The 15,873-nt window shown below is 43.2% G+C and carries 16 protein-coding genes and 1 pseudogene; 9 read left to right on the top strand and 8 right to left on the bottom strand.

Going from position 1 to position 15,873, the window contains the following annotated elements:
* The first annotated feature begins 5 nt into the window (after positions 1-5).
* Both sdhE and Xish_RS03790 read left to right on the top strand, forming a co-directional pair.
* The gene (sdhE, locus tag Xish_RS03785; RefSeq protein WP_099116786.1) at positions 6-272 is read left to right on the top strand and encodes an FAD assembly factor SdhE; all 267 of its coding nucleotides are present in this window, start codon (positions 6-8) and stop codon (positions 270-272) included.
* Positions 253-693: a protein YgfX gene (locus Xish_RS03790; protein ID WP_099116787.1), complete on the top strand. Its 441-nt coding sequence runs from the start codon at positions 253-255 to the stop codon at positions 691-693. Before sdhE ends, Xish_RS03790 begins: the two co-directional genes overlap by 20 nt.
* A 6-nt stretch (positions 694-699) precedes the next feature.
* Here the strand turns inward: Xish_RS03790 and fldB are convergent, their stop codons facing one another.
* The gene (gene fldB / locus Xish_RS03795; protein WP_099116788.1) at positions 700-1,218 is read right to left on the bottom strand and encodes a flavodoxin FldB; all 519 of its coding nucleotides are present in this window, start codon (positions 1,216-1,218) and stop codon (positions 700-702) included.
* Between the two features lie 165 nt (positions 1,219-1,383).
* Here fldB and xerD point away from each other — a divergent pair, with 165 nt between their 5' ends.
* From xerD to lysS, 5 genes are all read left to right on the top strand, one after another.
* Positions 1,384-2,304, top strand: a complete 921-nt coding sequence (gene xerD, locus Xish_RS03800; RefSeq protein ID WP_244186095.1) for a site-specific tyrosine recombinase XerD — start codon at positions 1,384-1,386, stop codon at positions 2,302-2,304.
* Positions 2,305-2,336: 32 nt separating this feature from the next.
* Positions 2,337-3,038 carry a bifunctional protein-disulfide isomerase/oxidoreductase DsbC gene (gene dsbC, locus Xish_RS03805; protein WP_099116790.1) on the top strand — a complete coding sequence of 234 codons (702 nt, stop codon included), beginning with the start codon at positions 2,337-2,339 and terminating at the stop codon, positions 3,036-3,038.
* Positions 3,039-3,044: 6 nt separating this feature from the next.
* Positions 3,045-4,778, top strand: coding sequence for a single-stranded-DNA-specific exonuclease RecJ (gene recJ, locus Xish_RS03810; protein WP_099116791.1), 1,734 nt, complete (start codon positions 3,045-3,047; stop codon positions 4,776-4,778).
* 135 nt (positions 4,779-4,913) lie between these two features.
* A protein-coding gene (gene prfB / locus Xish_RS03815; protein ID WP_099116792.1) for a peptide chain release factor 2 occupies positions 4,914-6,012 on the top strand; the annotation gives its coding sequence in 2 pieces (ribosomal slippage) (positions 4,914-4,988 and positions 4,990-6,012; 1,098 coding nt in all).
* Positions 6,013-6,021: 9 nt separating this feature from the next.
* Positions 6,022-7,542, top strand: a complete 1,521-nt coding sequence (lysS, locus tag Xish_RS03820) for a lysine--tRNA ligase (protein ID WP_099116793.1) — start codon at positions 6,022-6,024, stop codon at positions 7,540-7,542.
* Positions 7,543-7,909: 367 nt separating this feature from the next.
* On the opposite strand, the gene Xish_RS03825 is transcribed toward lysS, so the two are convergent.
* The 6 genes and pseudogenes from Xish_RS03825 to Xish_RS03845 all read right to left on the bottom strand — a co-directional run bounded on the left by Xish_RS03825 (position 7,910) and on the right by Xish_RS03845 (position 13,303).
* Positions 7,910-8,872, bottom strand: coding sequence for an SDR family NAD(P)-dependent oxidoreductase (locus tag Xish_RS03825; protein ID WP_099116794.1), 963 nt, complete (start codon positions 8,870-8,872; stop codon positions 7,910-7,912).
* Between the two features lie 19 nt (positions 8,873-8,891).
* Positions 8,892-9,284, bottom strand: a complete 393-nt coding sequence (locus tag Xish_RS03830; RefSeq protein ID WP_099116795.1) for an aldo/keto reductase — start codon at positions 9,282-9,284, stop codon at positions 8,892-8,894.
* Positions 9,274-9,467, bottom strand: a pseudogene (locus Xish_RS18860) (IS3 family transposase); the annotation flags it as partial. The gene Xish_RS03830 and the pseudogene Xish_RS18860, both read right to left, overlap by 11 nt.
* A gap of 389 nt (positions 9,468-9,856) precedes the next feature.
* Positions 9,857-10,618, bottom strand: coding sequence for an IS5 family transposase (locus tag Xish_RS03835; protein ID WP_099116796.1), 762 nt, complete (start codon positions 10,616-10,618; stop codon positions 9,857-9,859).
* Positions 10,619-10,730: 112 nt separating this feature from the next.
* Positions 10,731-11,912: a trans-sulfuration enzyme family protein gene (locus Xish_RS03840; protein ID WP_099116797.1), complete on the bottom strand. Its 1,182-nt coding sequence runs from the start codon at positions 11,910-11,912 to the stop codon at positions 10,731-10,733.
* A 20-nt stretch (positions 11,913-11,932) separates the two neighbouring features.
* Positions 11,933-13,303 (bottom strand): pyridoxal-phosphate dependent enzyme, encoded by a 1,371-nt coding sequence (locus tag Xish_RS03845; RefSeq protein WP_099118652.1) that lies wholly within the window; start codon positions 13,301-13,303, stop codon positions 11,933-11,935.
* Positions 13,304-13,684: 381 nt separating this feature from the next.
* Here Xish_RS03845 and Xish_RS03850 point away from each other — a divergent pair, with 381 nt between their 5' ends.
* Both Xish_RS03850 and Xish_RS03855 read left to right on the top strand, forming a co-directional pair.
* Positions 13,685-14,557, top strand: coding sequence for a lipase family protein (locus Xish_RS03850; RefSeq protein WP_099118653.1), 873 nt, complete (start codon positions 13,685-13,687; stop codon positions 14,555-14,557).
* A gap of 35 nt (positions 14,558-14,592) precedes the next feature.
* A complete protein-coding gene (locus tag Xish_RS03855) occupies positions 14,593-15,039 on the top strand; it encodes a membrane-associated Zn-dependent protease 1 (RefSeq protein ID WP_099116798.1) in 447 nt (148 codons plus the stop codon).
* An 83-nt stretch (positions 15,040-15,122) separates the two neighbouring features.
* Here the strand turns inward: Xish_RS03855 and Xish_RS03860 are convergent, their stop codons facing one another.
* A complete protein-coding gene (locus tag Xish_RS03860) occupies positions 15,123-15,824 on the bottom strand; it encodes an O-methyltransferase (protein WP_244185909.1) in 702 nt (233 codons plus the stop codon).
* Positions 15,825-15,873: the final 49 nt, after the last annotated feature.

The following is a 15,873-nucleotide window of genomic DNA, read 5'->3' on the forward strand; positions in this document are numbered from 1 at the left end:
TAAACATGGATATTGATAATAAAGCACGTATTCACTGGGCATGTCGTCGTGGAATGCGTGAACTGGATATTTCTATCATGCCATTTTTTGAATATGAATATGATTCATTGAGTGATGATGACAAACGAATTTTCGTTAGTTTATTGGAGTGCCCAGACCCCGACCTTTTCAATTGGCTCATGAATCATGGACGCCCCGAAGATGATGAGCTGTATCATATGGTGAAATTGATCCAGAGCAGAAACCAAGCCCGTGGTCCTGTGGAACAATAAATTAAGGGAATCTCGCCATACTCGCCTGTTTTCTACGGGTGTGCATGGTGCAGTTGCAATTGCTGCTTTGCTGGCACCCTGGCCGATTAACAGTGCTGGTTTTTGGCTTCCATTTTTCTGGTTTCTACTGTTTGCCATTATTATAAGCAGTTGGGCATGGAGCCAGAAAAATATCCAGCAATGTCAAGGCCGGTTGGTACTGTTCAAAGGCAACAAAGTGCATTGGAAAAAAGCTGCCTGGAGCATTTCTCAGCCACCGTGGTTCCATCACTATGGAATGGTCGTTATGCTCCATGCATTTAGTCGGGCAGAAAATATATGTTACCAACCGCCAATTCGATTATGGATAGCATCAGATAGTATGTCGCCCGCTGCCTGGCGTCATTTGAATCAATTGATGCGCCAATATCCTGAACAGTGACGACGGCTAAAATAGTGCTTCCATTTCAGCTAATATTTGCATACACCATTCGCTTAAACGTTCGTCTGTTTGTTCGAATTGGTTCACATCGTCCAGTGCCAGCCCGACAAAATGTTTACCATCTTCGGATAGCGGTTTCGGGCTGGTAAATTCATAACCGTCTGTTGGCCAAAACCCAATAAACTGTGCACCCGTTGGTAGCAGATGGTGATACAGCATTCCCAATGCATCCAGAAACCATTCACCATAATCGATTTGATCACCCATTCCATACATAGCAACGATTTTTCCTGCCAGATCTAACGAGGGAAGTTGATCCCAAATAGACAACCAATCTTCTTGTAATTCACCGAAATCCCAGGTGGGAATACCGAGGATCAGGATGGAATATTCTTCCATCAAATGGGGATCACAATCCTTGACATCATGCAGGTCGATCAGATCTTCACCGAGTATATCGCGTATTTTTTCTGCTACCATTTCTGTATAGCATGTACTGGAGCCGTAAAAGAGACCAATTTTCATCATTATTTATCAGGGAATTTCGAATATCAGGATCGGTATTGTACCAGAATAATTGCTTTTTCAGGCATAATAGCCGATTGGAAGGCGTAGATAGGTAGACAGAAAGGAGGAGTTGTGCCAAGAAAATATCACCTATCAGATAACCATTCATTGGAAAATGATGAAATTAAACAGCATCCAACGGAACCACATCCATCGGCAAATCCCCTGATAGAGCAATTTCTTGATACCATCTGGCTGGAAAAAGGTCTGGCCGAAAATACCTTGACTTCTTATCGGCTTGATTTACAAGCTTTGAATAATTGGTTAGTACATTATGGTCATGATTTACTCTCAGTGCAGTCGATAGAATTACAATCATTTTTAGCTGAGCGAGTAGATGGCGGTTATAAAGCCAGTAGTTCAGCCCGATTGCTGAGCGCAATGCGGCGGTTGTTTCAGTATCTATATCGTGAAAGAATGCGGGAAGATGATCCAACAGCACTATTATCGGCGCCTAAATTACCTAAACGTCTGCCTAAGGACTTAAGTGAAAAACAGGTTGAAGATTTGCTTAACACACCTTTGGTTGACCAGCCAATCGAATTGCGAGATAAGGCTATGCTGGAAGTGCTTTATGCTTGCGGATTGCGAGTTTCAGAACTGGTTGGCCTGACCTTATCTGATGTGAGCTTACGTCAGGGGGTGGTCAGAATTGTGGGTAAGGGAGATAAGGAAAGATTGGTTCCTTTGGGAGAAGAGGCTGTTTATTGGCTGGAAAAATACCTGGAATATGGACGGCCGTGGTTATTGAATGGTTCTGTATCTGATGTATTTTTCCCCAGTAAGCGGGGAACACAGATGACACGCCAGACATTCTGGCATCGGATCAAACACTATGCCGTATTGGCAGGCATTGATACTGAACGCTTATCACCCCATGTCTTGCGCCATGCTTTTGCAACGCATCTACTCAATCATGGTGCAGATTTACGTGTTGTGCAGATGTTATTAGGTCATAGTGACCTCTCCACAACTCAGATTTACACTCATGTAGCAACCGAACGTCTTAAAGTGCTGCATCAACAACATCATCCCCGTGGGTAACTGCGGATTAGGTGAAAATAAAGGAACAAATAATGAAGAAGATCGCGTTTTGCTTTTCATTACTGTTGACTGCTGTTGTCAGCAATGCCTTTGCTGATGAGAGCACCATCAATAACACCCTGTCTAAAATGGGAATTAAGGCAGAAAACATCACCCCATCACTACTGCCAGGTGTGAGTTCAATTCTAACTGAACATGGCATTATTTACATATCTGATGATGGTAAGTACCTGTTACAAGGGACACTTTATGATATTAGTGGAAAAATACCCAAAAATATCAGCAACCAGATTCTGGTTAAAAAACTGGAAGCTTTGAAAAAGCAAATGATTATTTACAAAGCACCAAAAGAAAAACATTCTGTTACCGTTTTTACTGATATTACCTGTGGTTATTGCCGTAAATTGCATGAGAGTATGAAAGAATATAACGACTTAGGGATTACTGTCCGTTATCTGGCGTTCCCTCGTCATGGTTTGCAACATCAATCAGCTAAAGATATGCAATCCATTTGGTGCAGTGCGACACCGAACAAATCACTGAACTCGGTTTTCAAAGGTGAAAAAGTCTCTCCAATTCAGGACTGCAAGACAGATATTGCGAAACAATATCAGCTAGGCTTGCAGTTTGGTATCCAAGGTACACCGGCGATTGTTCTAAAAGATGGCAGTGTACTCGGTGGTTATTTGTCACCGAAAGATTTGCTAGCTGAGTTGGAACGTAATGGTGAATAAAAAACTGTGAGCAGAGAAACACAACTCCGCCGCCGTCCGGTGGCGGATCCTGACCATCTTCCCAACGATATTCATCCGTTATTGCGCCGTTTATACGCTATGCGTGGCATACGTCAAGCCAATGAACTGGAGCGTAGTGCAAAGGGACTTCTCAATTACCAATCCCTCAATGGCATTGAGCAGGCAGTTGCCTTGCTGGTCACTGCATTACATGAACATTGGCGCATTGTGATTGTTGGTGATTTTGATGCTGATGGAGCAACCAGTACCGCACTGAGCATCCGCGCCCTGCGTGCAATGGGATATCGTAACCTTGACTATCTTGTTCCAAACCGTTTTGAGGATGGTTATGGATTAAGCATTCAGGTGGTTGATGAAGTTATCAAAAGAAGCGCAGATCTGATTATCACCGTGGATAACGGGATCTCATCCCATGATGGTGTAGCCGCAGCACATCAACATGGCATCAAAGTGATCGTCACTGATCACCATTTACCGGGCGAAACACTGCCAGCCGCAGATGCCATTATTAATCCCAATTTAGTTGACTGTTCCTTTCCTTCTAAGGCGTTGGCAGGGGTTGGTGTTGCATTTTATCTGATGTCTGCACTCAGGGCTGAATTGCGCAAATTGACATGGTTTGAGCAACAAGGCATTCCCTTGCCTAATTTAGCGGAGCTGCTGGATTTAGTGGCATTGGGTACGGTGGCAGATGTGGTTCCCCTCGATACCAATAACCGAATTTTGGTCTATCAAGGACTCAATCGCATTCGAGCAGGACGTTGCTGTGCAGGAATACGGGCGCTGCTCGAAGTTTCTAAACGGGAATCGACAAAATTGGTAGCCAGTGATTTGGGATTTGCGTTGGGGCCACGATTAAATGCAGCCGGACGTCTGGATGATATGTCTGTTGGGGTCGCGTTGCTATTGACTGATGACATGGTGCAAGCCCGCCAGATTGCTTGTGAACTGGATGGCCTGAACCAAACTCGTCGGGAAATCGAGCAGGGAATGCAGCAAGAAGCTTTGCAGATTTGCGATAAAATCGAACGAAATCATACTCAGCTACCTTACGGATTGACAATTTACCATCCCGAATGGCATCAGGGCGTTGTGGGCATTTTGGCATCACGCATTAAAGAGCGTTTTCACCGTCCGGTGATTGCTTTTGCTCCGGCAGGCGATGGCACTTTGAAAGGCTCAGGACGTTCTGTAAATGGCTTGCATATGCGAGATGCACTTGAGCGTCTTGATACGCTGCATCCAGGATTGATGTTGAAATTTGGCGGTCATGCTATGGCAGCGGGATTGTCGATTGAACAAGACAAATTTGACCTCTTTCAGCGCTATTTTTCCGAACTGCTGGCAGACTGGTTGGATATTACCCAACTTGAAGGTGTTATCTGGAGTGACGGTGAGTTAGCTTTGGGGGAATTATCGCTGGAAGTTGCTGAAATTCTGCGTGAGGGGGGGCCGTGGGGGCAGGCATTTGCAGAACCGGTTTTTGACGGCAAATTCAAACTATTGCAACAACGCCTTGTGGGTGAAAAGCACCTAAAAGTGATGCTTGAGCCATTAAATGGTGGGCCAATGTTAGATGGTATCGCATTTAATATTGATGTCAGTCGCTGGCCGGATAATAGTGTCAAAACGGTAGAATTGGCTTATAAACTGGATATTAATGAATTTCGTGGTAATCGTGATGTTCAGCTTTTGATCCAGCATATTTGGCCCTATTGAATGAACTGAGATTTTCGAACTGCATTTAAAAGATGAAGGGTATAAACCCCCTGATAGATCCGTTACAATACACGGTTCGAAAATATCCATGCGGCCATCGTTTATTCATAATACACAGCGTATAAGACACAAAATATGTTTGAAATTAATCCGGTAAAAAATCACATTCAGGACCTGTCTGAACGGACAGTAGTTCTGAGGGGGTATCTTTGACTATGATGCCAAGAAAGAACGTTTAGAAGAAGTCAATGCTGAACTCGAACAGCCTGATGTCTGGAATGAGCCGGAACGGGCACAGGCGTTAGGTAAAGAACGTTCATCACTTGAAAGCATCGTAGAAACCATCGTTCAGCTTACTCAGGGATTGGAAGATGTGAACGGTCTGCTGGAATTGGCTGTTGAAGCTGATGACGAAGAAACCTTCAATGAAGCAGTCGCTGAATTGGAACAGCTAGAAGAAAAACTGGGTCAACTTGAATTCCGGCGTATGTTTTCTGGTCAATATGATAGTGCAAACTGCTATCTGGATCTTCAGGCGGGATCTGGTGGTACAGAAGCACAAGATTGGGCCAGCATGTTGATGCGCATGTATTTGCGTTGGGCGGAATCCAGGGGCTTTAAGACCGAAATCATTGAAGAGTCTGATGGTGAAGTTGCTGGGTTGAAATCGGCCACTATCAAGATCATGGGTGAATATGCTTACGGTTGGCTGCGTACAGAAACGGGCGTCCATCGCTTGGTACGTAAAAGTCCTTTTGACTCAGGTGGTCGTCGTCATACATCATTCAGTTCTGCTTTCATCTATCCAGAAGTGGATGATGATATTGATATCGAAATCAATCCGGCTGATTTACGTATAGATGTATACCGCGCCTCTGGTGCTGGTGGTCAGCACGTTAACAAAACCGAATCTGCAGTACGTATCACCCACGTACCGACGGGGCTTGTAACCCAATGCCAGACAGATCGTTCTCAGCATAAAAACAAAGACCAGGCGATGAAACAGTTGAAAGCAAAACTGTACGAACTGGAAATGCAGAAGAAGAATGCAGATAAACAAGCAATGGAAGAAAACAAATCGGACATCGGTTGGGGCAGTCAGATTCGCTCTTACGTTTTGGATGATTCCCGCATTAAGGATTTGCGTACTGGTGTAGAAACCCGCAATACACAATCAGTGCTGGATGGGGATTTGGATAAATTCATTGAAGCAAGCTTAAAAGCTGGCCTATGAGGAACTAAAATGTCACAACAACAGCAGGGAGCTGAACAGGCTCCTGACTTAAATAACGAACTGAAAACCCGCCGAGAAAAACTGGCTGCTTTGCGCAATGACGGCATTGCTTTCCCAAATGATTTTCGTCGCGAAAATATTTCCGCAGATTTGCATGTGAAATACGATGACAAGACTAAGGAAGAATTGGAAGAGCTTGACATCGAAGTGACCATTGCCGGCCGCATGATGACACGTCGTATCATGGGTAAGGCTTCTTTTGCAACTCTGCAAGACATGGGTGGTCGCATTCAAATCTATGTTTCCCGTGATGACCTGCCGGAAGGTATTTACAACACTCAGTTCAAGAAATGGGATTTGGGTGACATTTTAGGCGCACGCGGTAAGCTGTTCAAAACTCAAACTGGTGAACTTTCTATCCATTGTACTGAGTTGCGCCTGCTGACTAAGGCATTGCGCCCTCTGCCAGATAAATTCCACGGTTTGGCGGATCAGGAAACTCGCTACCGCCAGCGTTATTTAGATCTGATTTCGAATGATGAATCGCGCAAGGCATTCCAGATACGTTCCCACGTAATGTCGGCATTACGCAGCTTCATGATCCAAAAAGGTTTCATGGAAGTTGAAACGCCAATGATGCAGGCGATCCCTGGCGGTGCAAGTGCACGTCCATTCATTACGCACCATAACGCTCTGGATATCGACATGTACCTGCGTATTGCGCCGGAACTGTACCTGAAACGTTTAGTGGTAGGTGGTTTTGAGCGGGTTTTCGAAATCAACCGTAACTTCCGTAATGAAGGCGTCTCTCCGCGCCACAACCCAGAGTTCACCATGATGGAACTCTACATGGCATACGCGGATTATCAGGATCTAATCGTACTGACCGAAGAACTGTTCCGTACCTTGACTCAAGAAGTACTGGGTACAACATTGGTGAAATACGGCGAACAAGAATTCGATTTTGGTCAGCCTTTTGCCAAGATGACCATGAAAGAAGCGATCTGCAAATATCGTCCAGAGACCAATATGGCAGATTTGGATGATATGGACAAAGCGGTTGCTATCGCGAAATCCTTGGGCATTGATGTTGAAAAGGGTTGGGGCTTAGGCCGTGTTCAGTGTGAAATATTTGAAGAAACCGCAGAAAGCCACCTGATTCAGCCGACATTCATTACAGAATATCCGGCAGAAGTTTCTCCGCTGGCGCGCCGTAACGATGACAACCCATTCATTACCGATCGTTTTGAATTCTTCATCGGTGGCCGTGAAATTGGTAACGGCTTCTCGGAGCTGAATGATGCGGAAGATCAGGCAGAACGCTTTGCAGAGCAGGTTCGCCAGAAAGATCAGGGTGATGACGAAGCGATGTTCTACGATGAAGACTATATTACTGCGTTGGAGCATGGTTTGCCGCCAACAGCAGGTTTGGGCATTGGTATCGACCGTATGATAATGTTGTTTACTGACAGCCATACCATCCGCGACGTTATCCTGTTCCCGGCAATGCGTCCACATACGCATAAATAATCATTTTTTGATTAAAACCAACCAGTTAAATGCTCTGTCCGGTTAATCGGATAGGGCGTTTTTTTACATACATCACAAAAACTTAAACAACTGACTGAAATATAGACAAATATTAACAATATACGACTTGTTGAGATTCAGTAAGAGGTATATAGCAAAATCATATTAATCTGACATAATATCTGGATTCAAATGACAAAGGATAAAATGAAGATGGGCTACATAGGCCTGAGCTTTGTATATGATCTTCTCCATTTCTGCTTCAATCCTCCTACAAAGGAAGAAAATACAATGAATTAGGATTCCTAATATCATAAAAAATAGTATGCTGCCTGGGATCTTAGGTTGTCACGAGACTACTTGCGATTTAGTTAATAGCTGCAAATACATTTACACCTGTAAGATTAGCTGTGAAATTCCACAATCTTAAGGCTTCTACCGGATCAACGGCATATTCACAAACACCAACAAAGGGTTCTTCATAATCTGATGCAAGTCCGGTAATGTCACAATCTTCACAATAAAGTCCACCTAGTCCGTTCAAGACAGGGCTTGTTGCTGCCCATACCTCAGTTGCAGCCCCTTGCGCAGGAGATTTAAAAGTTGGATCAATCGGATTACCCTCCTTATCCATCCATCCCTCATTCGCCATTTCTTCATAAGACAAATGCCGTTGGAGTGGGGTAAATATTTTACCCGGATGCAAAGAAAATGCTCTGATGTTCTTGTTTTTTCCATACGTATCCAGTTGCAATGCAAAAAGCACATTAGCAGTTTTAGACTGTGCATATGCCACCCACTTGTCATAACCACTAGTGAACTGGATATCGTCCCATCTGATTGGAGAATTATGATGCCCAGCAGATGAAACGCATACAACTCTCCCTCCAGATCGGATATTGTTCCATATAAGATTCACCAGTACATAATGGCCAATATGATTTGTAGCAAACTGCGATTCCCATCCTGGACCAACCCGTTTTTCTGGAGAAGCCATGATGCCAGCATTACAAATCACATAATCAAAGATATATCTATTCGCATTGACATAAGCCGCCAATGTCCTGACAGAATTTATGTCCGAAAGATCAAGTGGAAGAATGGTAATATTGGTTAACTCACTTAAAGCATTAGATGCACTCTTCATATCCCTTGCCCCCACTACCACATGAGCACCTGCTTCTGATAGCGCTTTAGTAGCCTCATATCCCAATCCAGAATGTCCACCTGTGATAAAAGCGGTCTTACCTTTAATATCAATACCTTTAAGTACATCCGAGGCTGTTGATGACGCGCTAAATCCTGAATTGATCGGTTTTTGGACTCGCATAAATCCCCCAATAACTATTTTAGGATAACTCGGCTCTCATATGCGGAGTATAGAACTCCTCCAGTGCAGCAATTTCATCATTACTAAGAGATGCATTCATACAACAAGTATTGTCTATAAGTTGCTCTACTGATGTCACACCAACAATTGGTGAAGCGATTGATGGTTTAGATAACAACCAAGCTAAAGCTACATGTGCAGGCTTACATGCTTTACTTGCTGCGAGGTCATGTAGAACAGAAATTATTTTTTCATCACTCTGCTTTGCGGGCTCATATAGCCATGACAATACCTTGTCAGATTGTGTACGAGTAGTATCAGTCTTCTTTGCAAGTTTACCTCTGGCCAATGGACTCCATGGTGTAACCCCAATTCCTTCGGAAATAAAATAAGTGAAGTGGTCAATAAAAATTGGTCACTGACTTAGCGTTTTCCCAAAATAATCGTTCTGATTCGTTGGGGGCAATCTATTGTTATACCAATGGAGCCGAAGCTGGCTATAATAACCGATTATATAATTCGTGATGGAATGAAAGTCTGCTCTAAAATCTGAATATCCTTCTTCAGGAACCCATTCACTTTTCAAGCTCCTGAAAATGCTGTGGTCGAACATCAATGGAAACATTACTTGATGGAAAACGACTCTGAGCAGAAAAAATCTGAACCAGATTTAACCTGACAGACACCAGTATAAATAACCGATAACTGTCAGATCGAGTTTGAGCTAATACACCTTAAACAGTCATATTTAATAAGATGAAATGTTTATTACACAAAATCGTAAACAGGACTCCCAATGATCCTTTACGTTGAGGATTTTATAGAATTAATATCTTATAGTATTGAGTATAAACTTTTACGCAGTCATTCTAATGCTCTCTTATGATTATCATTACTAGGATCTTTTATTTTTATATACTATGCACTAGTAGACTGCACTGCCTTACCTGATAGTAGGGTCTGTTGATGTTTTAAGGTCATAATTCATTCAACCCACATGGGCAACCAGACAATGATAAACGCCAGAGCCAATATACTGGCGTAATTCCGTTCAAGCTTATCGTATCTTGTTGCTATTGCACGAAAATGTTTAACCCTAGCGAACGCATTCTCCACCAAATGACGATAACGATATAAACATTTATCAATCTGTTTATCCGATTTTCGGCTATTTTTCCGGTAGGGAATAATCGGCGTTGCTCCTTGCTGTTCAATATGATTTCTGAAAGCCTGACTGTCGTACCCTTTGTCAGCTATCACAAAGTCCGAAGGGGGCGATTGTTCGACTAAACTTTCAGCATGAACAATGTCATGCACTTGTCCCCCGGACAATTCAAAATGAACAGGCAAGCCATAACTATCGACGGCCAAATGAATTTTGGTTGAACGTCCACCACAACTTTTGCCAATCGCCTCATCATCATCTGAAGCCGCTCCGGCACTGTGCTGATGAGCACGGACGATACTCCCATCAATAAACAACCATTCCCTATCAGCAAACCCAGATAACCACTTGAAAATGAGCTGTAAAACCCCTTTCTTTGACCACGCATTGAAACGTTGAAAGACACTATTCCATTTGCCGAATTCTGGCGGTAAATCGCGCCAGGGAACGCTCGTTCTCATTCGGTAAAGAATGCCTTCAACGGTCAAACGGTGTTCAGGTTTGTGATAAATCCAACCCGCATGTTGCATTAACGCAGATAGCTTATTCCATTGGAGATCTGTTAACATAGTTCGCGGCATGATGGTGAGGTCTGGTTGTTTTTTGGCGAAAGTAATTATACCAAATCATCATGCTGTTTAATAATCCCTCACAAAACATCAACACGCCCTAATTTTCTTGGTTTATTTTTCGTTATAAACTCGCATTTTCAAATGCCTGAGACAAATCAGCTATCAGATCATCTGCATTTTCAATACCGACAGAGATACGAAGCAGTTGTGGCGTAATTCCGGCAGCCAGACGCTTTTCCAGCGGAATAGAAGCATGGGTCATAGTAAATGGCTGACCAATTAAGCTCTCCACTCCTCCTAAACTTTCCGCCAATGTGAACAGTTGCAGTGCTTTAATAATACGACACGTATAATCTTCATCTCCTTTCAGTACGATAGAGATCATGCCACCAAAACCTCGCATCTGACGCTTTGCCAATTCATGCTGAGGATGAGAAGCAAGGCCAGGGTAATACACTTTCTCAATTTGTGGCTGCTGTTCAAGCCAACGTGCAATCTTCTCTGCACTGTCAATATGGCGCTCCATGCGCAGCGCTAATGTCCGGATACCACGCAGAACAAGGAAACTACTGAACGGATCAAGAATGCCACCAATGGAATTTTGCAGGAAAGCAACTTGCTCGGCTAACTCTGCGTTATTTCCCACCACCGCAAGGCCAGCGACAACATCAGAATGACCATTCAGGTACTTAGTTGCAGAGTGCACAACAATATCAAAACCCAAATCAAGCGGACGCTGAATATAAGGGGAAGCAAACGTGTTATCTGCCACGCTGATAATATTATGCCGCTTAGCAATCTGGGCAATCGCCGTTAAGTCAGCCAATTTCAGCAGTGGGTTAGTGGGAGTTTCCACCCAAATCATTTTAGTATCAGGCTGAATTGCCGCTTCCAACGCCGCAGTATCCCCCGCTTCAATATAAGTGACTCTCAGACCTGCCGTCCGGCGACGCACTTTTTCCAACAGTCGGTAAGTCCCACCATAAAGATCGTCTACCGCAATGATGTGACTGTCTTTATCAAGTAGCTCCAGGATGGTCGAACTGGCGGCCAGACCAGAGCCAAAAGCATAACCACGTGTGCCATTCTCCAATTCAGCAATCGCACGCTCTAAAGCATCACGCGTCGGATTCCCGCTACGGGAATATTCATATCCAGTATGCTGGCCAGGTGCAGGCTGAGCATAAGTGGATGTGGCATAGATTGCGGGCATCACTGCACCAGTGTGATCAGGTACATAGCCTGCATGAACGCTTTGTGTATCAAATTTAATCTTATTCTTAGTCCTATCAAACTTAGCCATTAATTTATTCCTGAAAGAGATTAATTGAGTTGTTGACGCCATGCGTTCAGTACATCGGTACGAGTAACAAGACCCAAGAAATGATTGTCATCATCAACAATCAGGGCCACATGACCAGCATCAAAAGTAGCAATTAACTGCTCCAGTGACGCTTTTTTATTGAGCGTATGAACCTGATTGGTCATCGCTTCAGTAACAGGCAACGAGAAATTTCGTGAATCGGCCTGAATGGTATGCATGAGATCCCATTCATCAATGAGTCCGACAACTTGATCGTTCTCAATCACCGGTAACTGTGAAATGTCATACAGGCGCATGCGGCTATAAGCGATCTGCAAGGTATCTTGCGGGGAAACTGAGACCGTTGCACCATCCTTATAACGATAAGTAATATAATCGCTCAAATTATTTTCTTGTGGTTGTGAACATAGCCCTTGTTCCAATAGCCAGTAATCATTAAACATCTTCGACAGATATTTGTTTCCACTGTCACAAGCTAACGTCACTACACGTTTCGGCATTGTTTGTGCACGACAATAACGTAGCGCCGCCGCTAACAATGTTCCTGAAGAAGAGCCAGCCAAGATCCCTTCTGTCAGTAGTAAATCACGGGCGCAGGTAAACGCTTCTGCATCGGTAATACGATAAGCATGGTGAACCTGAGAAAAATCGCCAAGAGGCGGGACAAAATCCTCTCCGATACCTTCCACAAACCAACTGCCCGCTTCGTCATAGTGACCATGCTCAACATAATCGGCAAGAATAGAACCTTTAGGATCTGCGAGAACAAATTCCGTATGAGGGGAAACTTTCTTAAAATACTGGCTCAAGCCACCAAGAGTCCCGCCAGAACCGACCCCCACTACCACAGCATCGACATTCTGCTCCATCTGCTGCCAAATCTCCGGCCCCGTGGTAGTAAGATGCGCGGCTGAGTTTGCAGAATTATTGAATTGATCAATATAATAAGCTCCGCTGATCTCTTTCGACAGGCGCAGAGCATAGTCTTGATAATATTCTGGATGCCCTTTTCCGACATCAGAGCGTGTCAGGCGGACATCGATTCCCAGTGCTCGCAGGTGATAAATTTTTTCCCTGCTCATCTTATCAGGTACAACCAAAATGAGTTTATAACCCTTCATGGCGGCAACCAACGCCAATCCAATTCCCGTATTACCTGCCGTGGCTTCAATAATAGTGCCCCCTGATTTTAACAATCCCTGTTTTTCTGCCTGTTCAATCATTGAAAGTGCAACACGATCCTTAATCGATCCGCCCGGATTCTGATTCTCTAACTTAATGAATAGCTGGCACGATCCTGTATCCAGATGAGTCAATTCCAGTAGCGGTGTATTCCCTATCAGTTCAAGAACCGAACGTGGTGCTGCCATATTTGCCTCTTGATAATCAGTAAAATTTGCAAATAAAACTTTCAGATTGGGAAAGAATAACGCTGCATAGCAATCAATTTGAAAGAACAAAAGAAAACTACATATAACAAAAGGGAATTAATTAATTCAATATTGATAAATTAAATTCTGCTCCCAACTTATTAATTTATCATTTAATAATAAATTAATTCTAATAACAGGAATTTTATGGAAATAAAATCCTCATAATAATAGTTTCATTGCAATCTAAACAAAATATCAATCAATCTGTATATTCCTTAATCCAGAAAATTCGGTAAGATGGCTACAGCTAAATTACATAAAATAAACATTTCAATAACCAATCACCTCAACAACAAAGAACAAACAAAAGAGGCATCTATGTATACATACAGAGAGGCCGCCAATTTTGCGGCATTCGTGTTATATGCAGCGAAAATGAATGAACAGTACTACAATAATCCAACTCCTCCAGCCGATCCGCGCATTGAAGAAAACGGATGGAAAGTTATAGCCTATCTCTCAGCCAATGATCTGTCTTTCTCAGTAACGCCCAGAAAAAGCGAATTGCCCGATCATGTCTGTTATGGCTATGTGGCAAAAAAAGTGACCGAAAAAAACCATTTTCCAGAAGAACATATTATTGCCATACGTGGAACCGATCCCACCATTTTGCTAGAAGATGTCCATGATGGACTGATTAATTTTATATCACCGTGGATCCGCTTCCCCAGGATAGAAGTCAGCCAGGGGTTTTTTAGCGTCTACGACTCCATGAAGCTGATTACCATTGAATCTGAATCTCACCGTGATTACAGCAATCTCAAATTAGCTGAAGCGATTGCTCAATTTATAGGGATAAATAATCAATTCACTATCGTCGGTCACAGTGTTGGCGCAGCAATTGCATCCTATTTGATGTATGAAATTGGCCCTATAACCCTCAATCACTCAGCCTGCTTATTTGCCTGCCCAAGACCAGGAAACAGAGAATTCTCCAAACACGTTACCCAAAACTTTAGCAATTTTGCGGTGTTCAACTATCTCGATGATGTCATACCTCATCTGCCCCCTAAAATCTTGGGATATGCCTCATTGGACTATATCAACGAGTTTAAACCTCAAACCAATGTAGATATTTCAGATGGGCCGTTATGTAGCCACTATTTAATCGACTACATTGCCAGATTAGATTTAGATGTGTTCAAAAGAGTCACAAAATACGGTGATGTTGATTCCTGTATTAATTTATAGTCATGAACTCATCATCAACAAACGGGAGCATAAAGATGAAATGGCGTGGTTACACATACAGTGTAATATTAATGGCAAGCAGCCTATTTTCCCCTGCATTATGGGCAAAAGGGGAAGCGCATTTGTTATTCCACATGGGATTGGGAGCCAGCGGTAAATTCTTTGTGGGTGGTACACTGCAAAATAAAGGCGACCAGCCTGTGGCGGGGGGGTATCTGGCCATTTTACCTCTTAATGCTAAATGTGAGCCAGATACACTGACAGTGTACTCATTTGAACCATTGGCGTCAGGGGAAAAGAAAGAATTTCGTATCCCGATAAATATCCCACTAAGTAGTTATCATTTGATTGGTTTTGGTGCCTATGATGATATGGGCTTTCCTCTTCCCGCCATAGATGAAACAGCAAAAATCATTCAAGAGCGTGAACCCAGTGAGCGCAAAGCATGTCAATCAGCCCGAACACTAACATCAGCCAATTAGCCTACAACCCAAAGATTGTAATATTAGGATGGTTTATTTTTGATAAACCATCCTTTTTATAACCCATTATTTCTCATAAAAATTTATTGCGTGATTTTTCCATCCGTATTGATCCGTAATAATGCAAACCCATCCCAACCTTTTTCCCCCACAGTCTGTAAAGCCGTAACAGTCAGTTCAGGGTAATTGGACATTTTATCCAATGCCTGACGCACACCTTCGACCGACTCACTCCGCTGCTCATGTACAATTTCGCCTTCGCGGATCATATTATCCATGATGATAATGCTTCCCGGACGACCCAACTTGACAGCCCAATCCAGATACAATGGACTGTTTTGTTTATCAGCATCAATAAAAATCAAATCAAAGGGAACCTCAGAACTTAGCGTCTGCAAGGTTTCGCTGGCTTCTCCCACGATAATTTTGATTTTGTGGGCAAGCTGCGCTCTTTCAATATTGTACTGGGCTACTTCGGCTACGCGGGGATCTTTTTCCAATGTGAATAGGATCCCATCATCAGGCAATCCCTTTGCCATGTATTGGGCGCTATATCCTCCCAATGTGCCAATTTCGAGAATACGCTTTGCGCCACTAATTTGTACCATCATCATCAAAAACTGCCCTTGCAGCGCAGAGACATTAATGGCTGGTAAGCCTTGAGTGACCATATATTCAAGAGTTTGTTCAAGGTGCAGAGATTTAGGTAACAAGGCTTGTTTAAGGTAATCGTCAACTTCTGTCCACTGTGGCTGGAGCGTTGTTAGCTGTGCGTTGTAACTCACGATCATACTCCCTTCATTGTTAACGTTAGGTATTGAGAGAACATACCAT

Source organism: Xenorhabdus ishibashii, assembly GCF_002632755.1.
Lineage (GTDB): Bacteria > Pseudomonadota > Gammaproteobacteria > Enterobacterales > Enterobacteriaceae > Xenorhabdus > Xenorhabdus ishibashii.

Coding starts and splice junctions, on each gene's coding strand:
- Xish_RS03835 (WP_099116796.1), bottom strand. CDS start 10,618: ATGCCGCGAACTATGTTAACAGATCTCCAATGGAATAAGCTATCTGCG.
- fldB (WP_099116788.1), bottom strand. CDS start 1,218: ATGAAAATTGGTCTCTTTTACGGCTCCAGTACATGCTATACAGAAATG.
- Xish_RS03825 (WP_099116794.1), bottom strand. CDS start 8,872: ATGCGAGTCCAAAAACCGATCAATTCAGGATTTAGCGCGTCATCAACA.
- Xish_RS03845 (WP_099118652.1), bottom strand. CDS start 13,303: ATGGCAGCACCACGTTCGGTTCTTGAACTGATAGGGAATACACCGCTA.
- sdhE (WP_099116786.1), top strand. CDS start 6: ATGGATATTGATAATAAAGCACGTATTCACTGGGCATGTCGTCGTGGA.
- dsbC (WP_099116790.1), top strand. CDS start 2,337: ATGAAGAAGATCGCGTTTTGCTTTTCATTACTGTTGACTGCTGTTGTC.
- Xish_RS03840 (WP_099116797.1), bottom strand. CDS start 11,912: ATGGCTAAGTTTGATAGGACTAAGAATAAGATTAAATTTGATACACAA.
- lysS (WP_099116793.1), top strand. CDS start 6,022: ATGTCACAACAACAGCAGGGAGCTGAACAGGCTCCTGACTTAAATAAC.
- Xish_RS03855 (WP_099116798.1), top strand. CDS start 14,593: ATGAAATGGCGTGGTTACACATACAGTGTAATATTAATGGCAAGCAGC.
- Xish_RS03850 (WP_099118653.1), top strand. CDS start 13,685: ATGTATACATACAGAGAGGCCGCCAATTTTGCGGCATTCGTGTTATAT.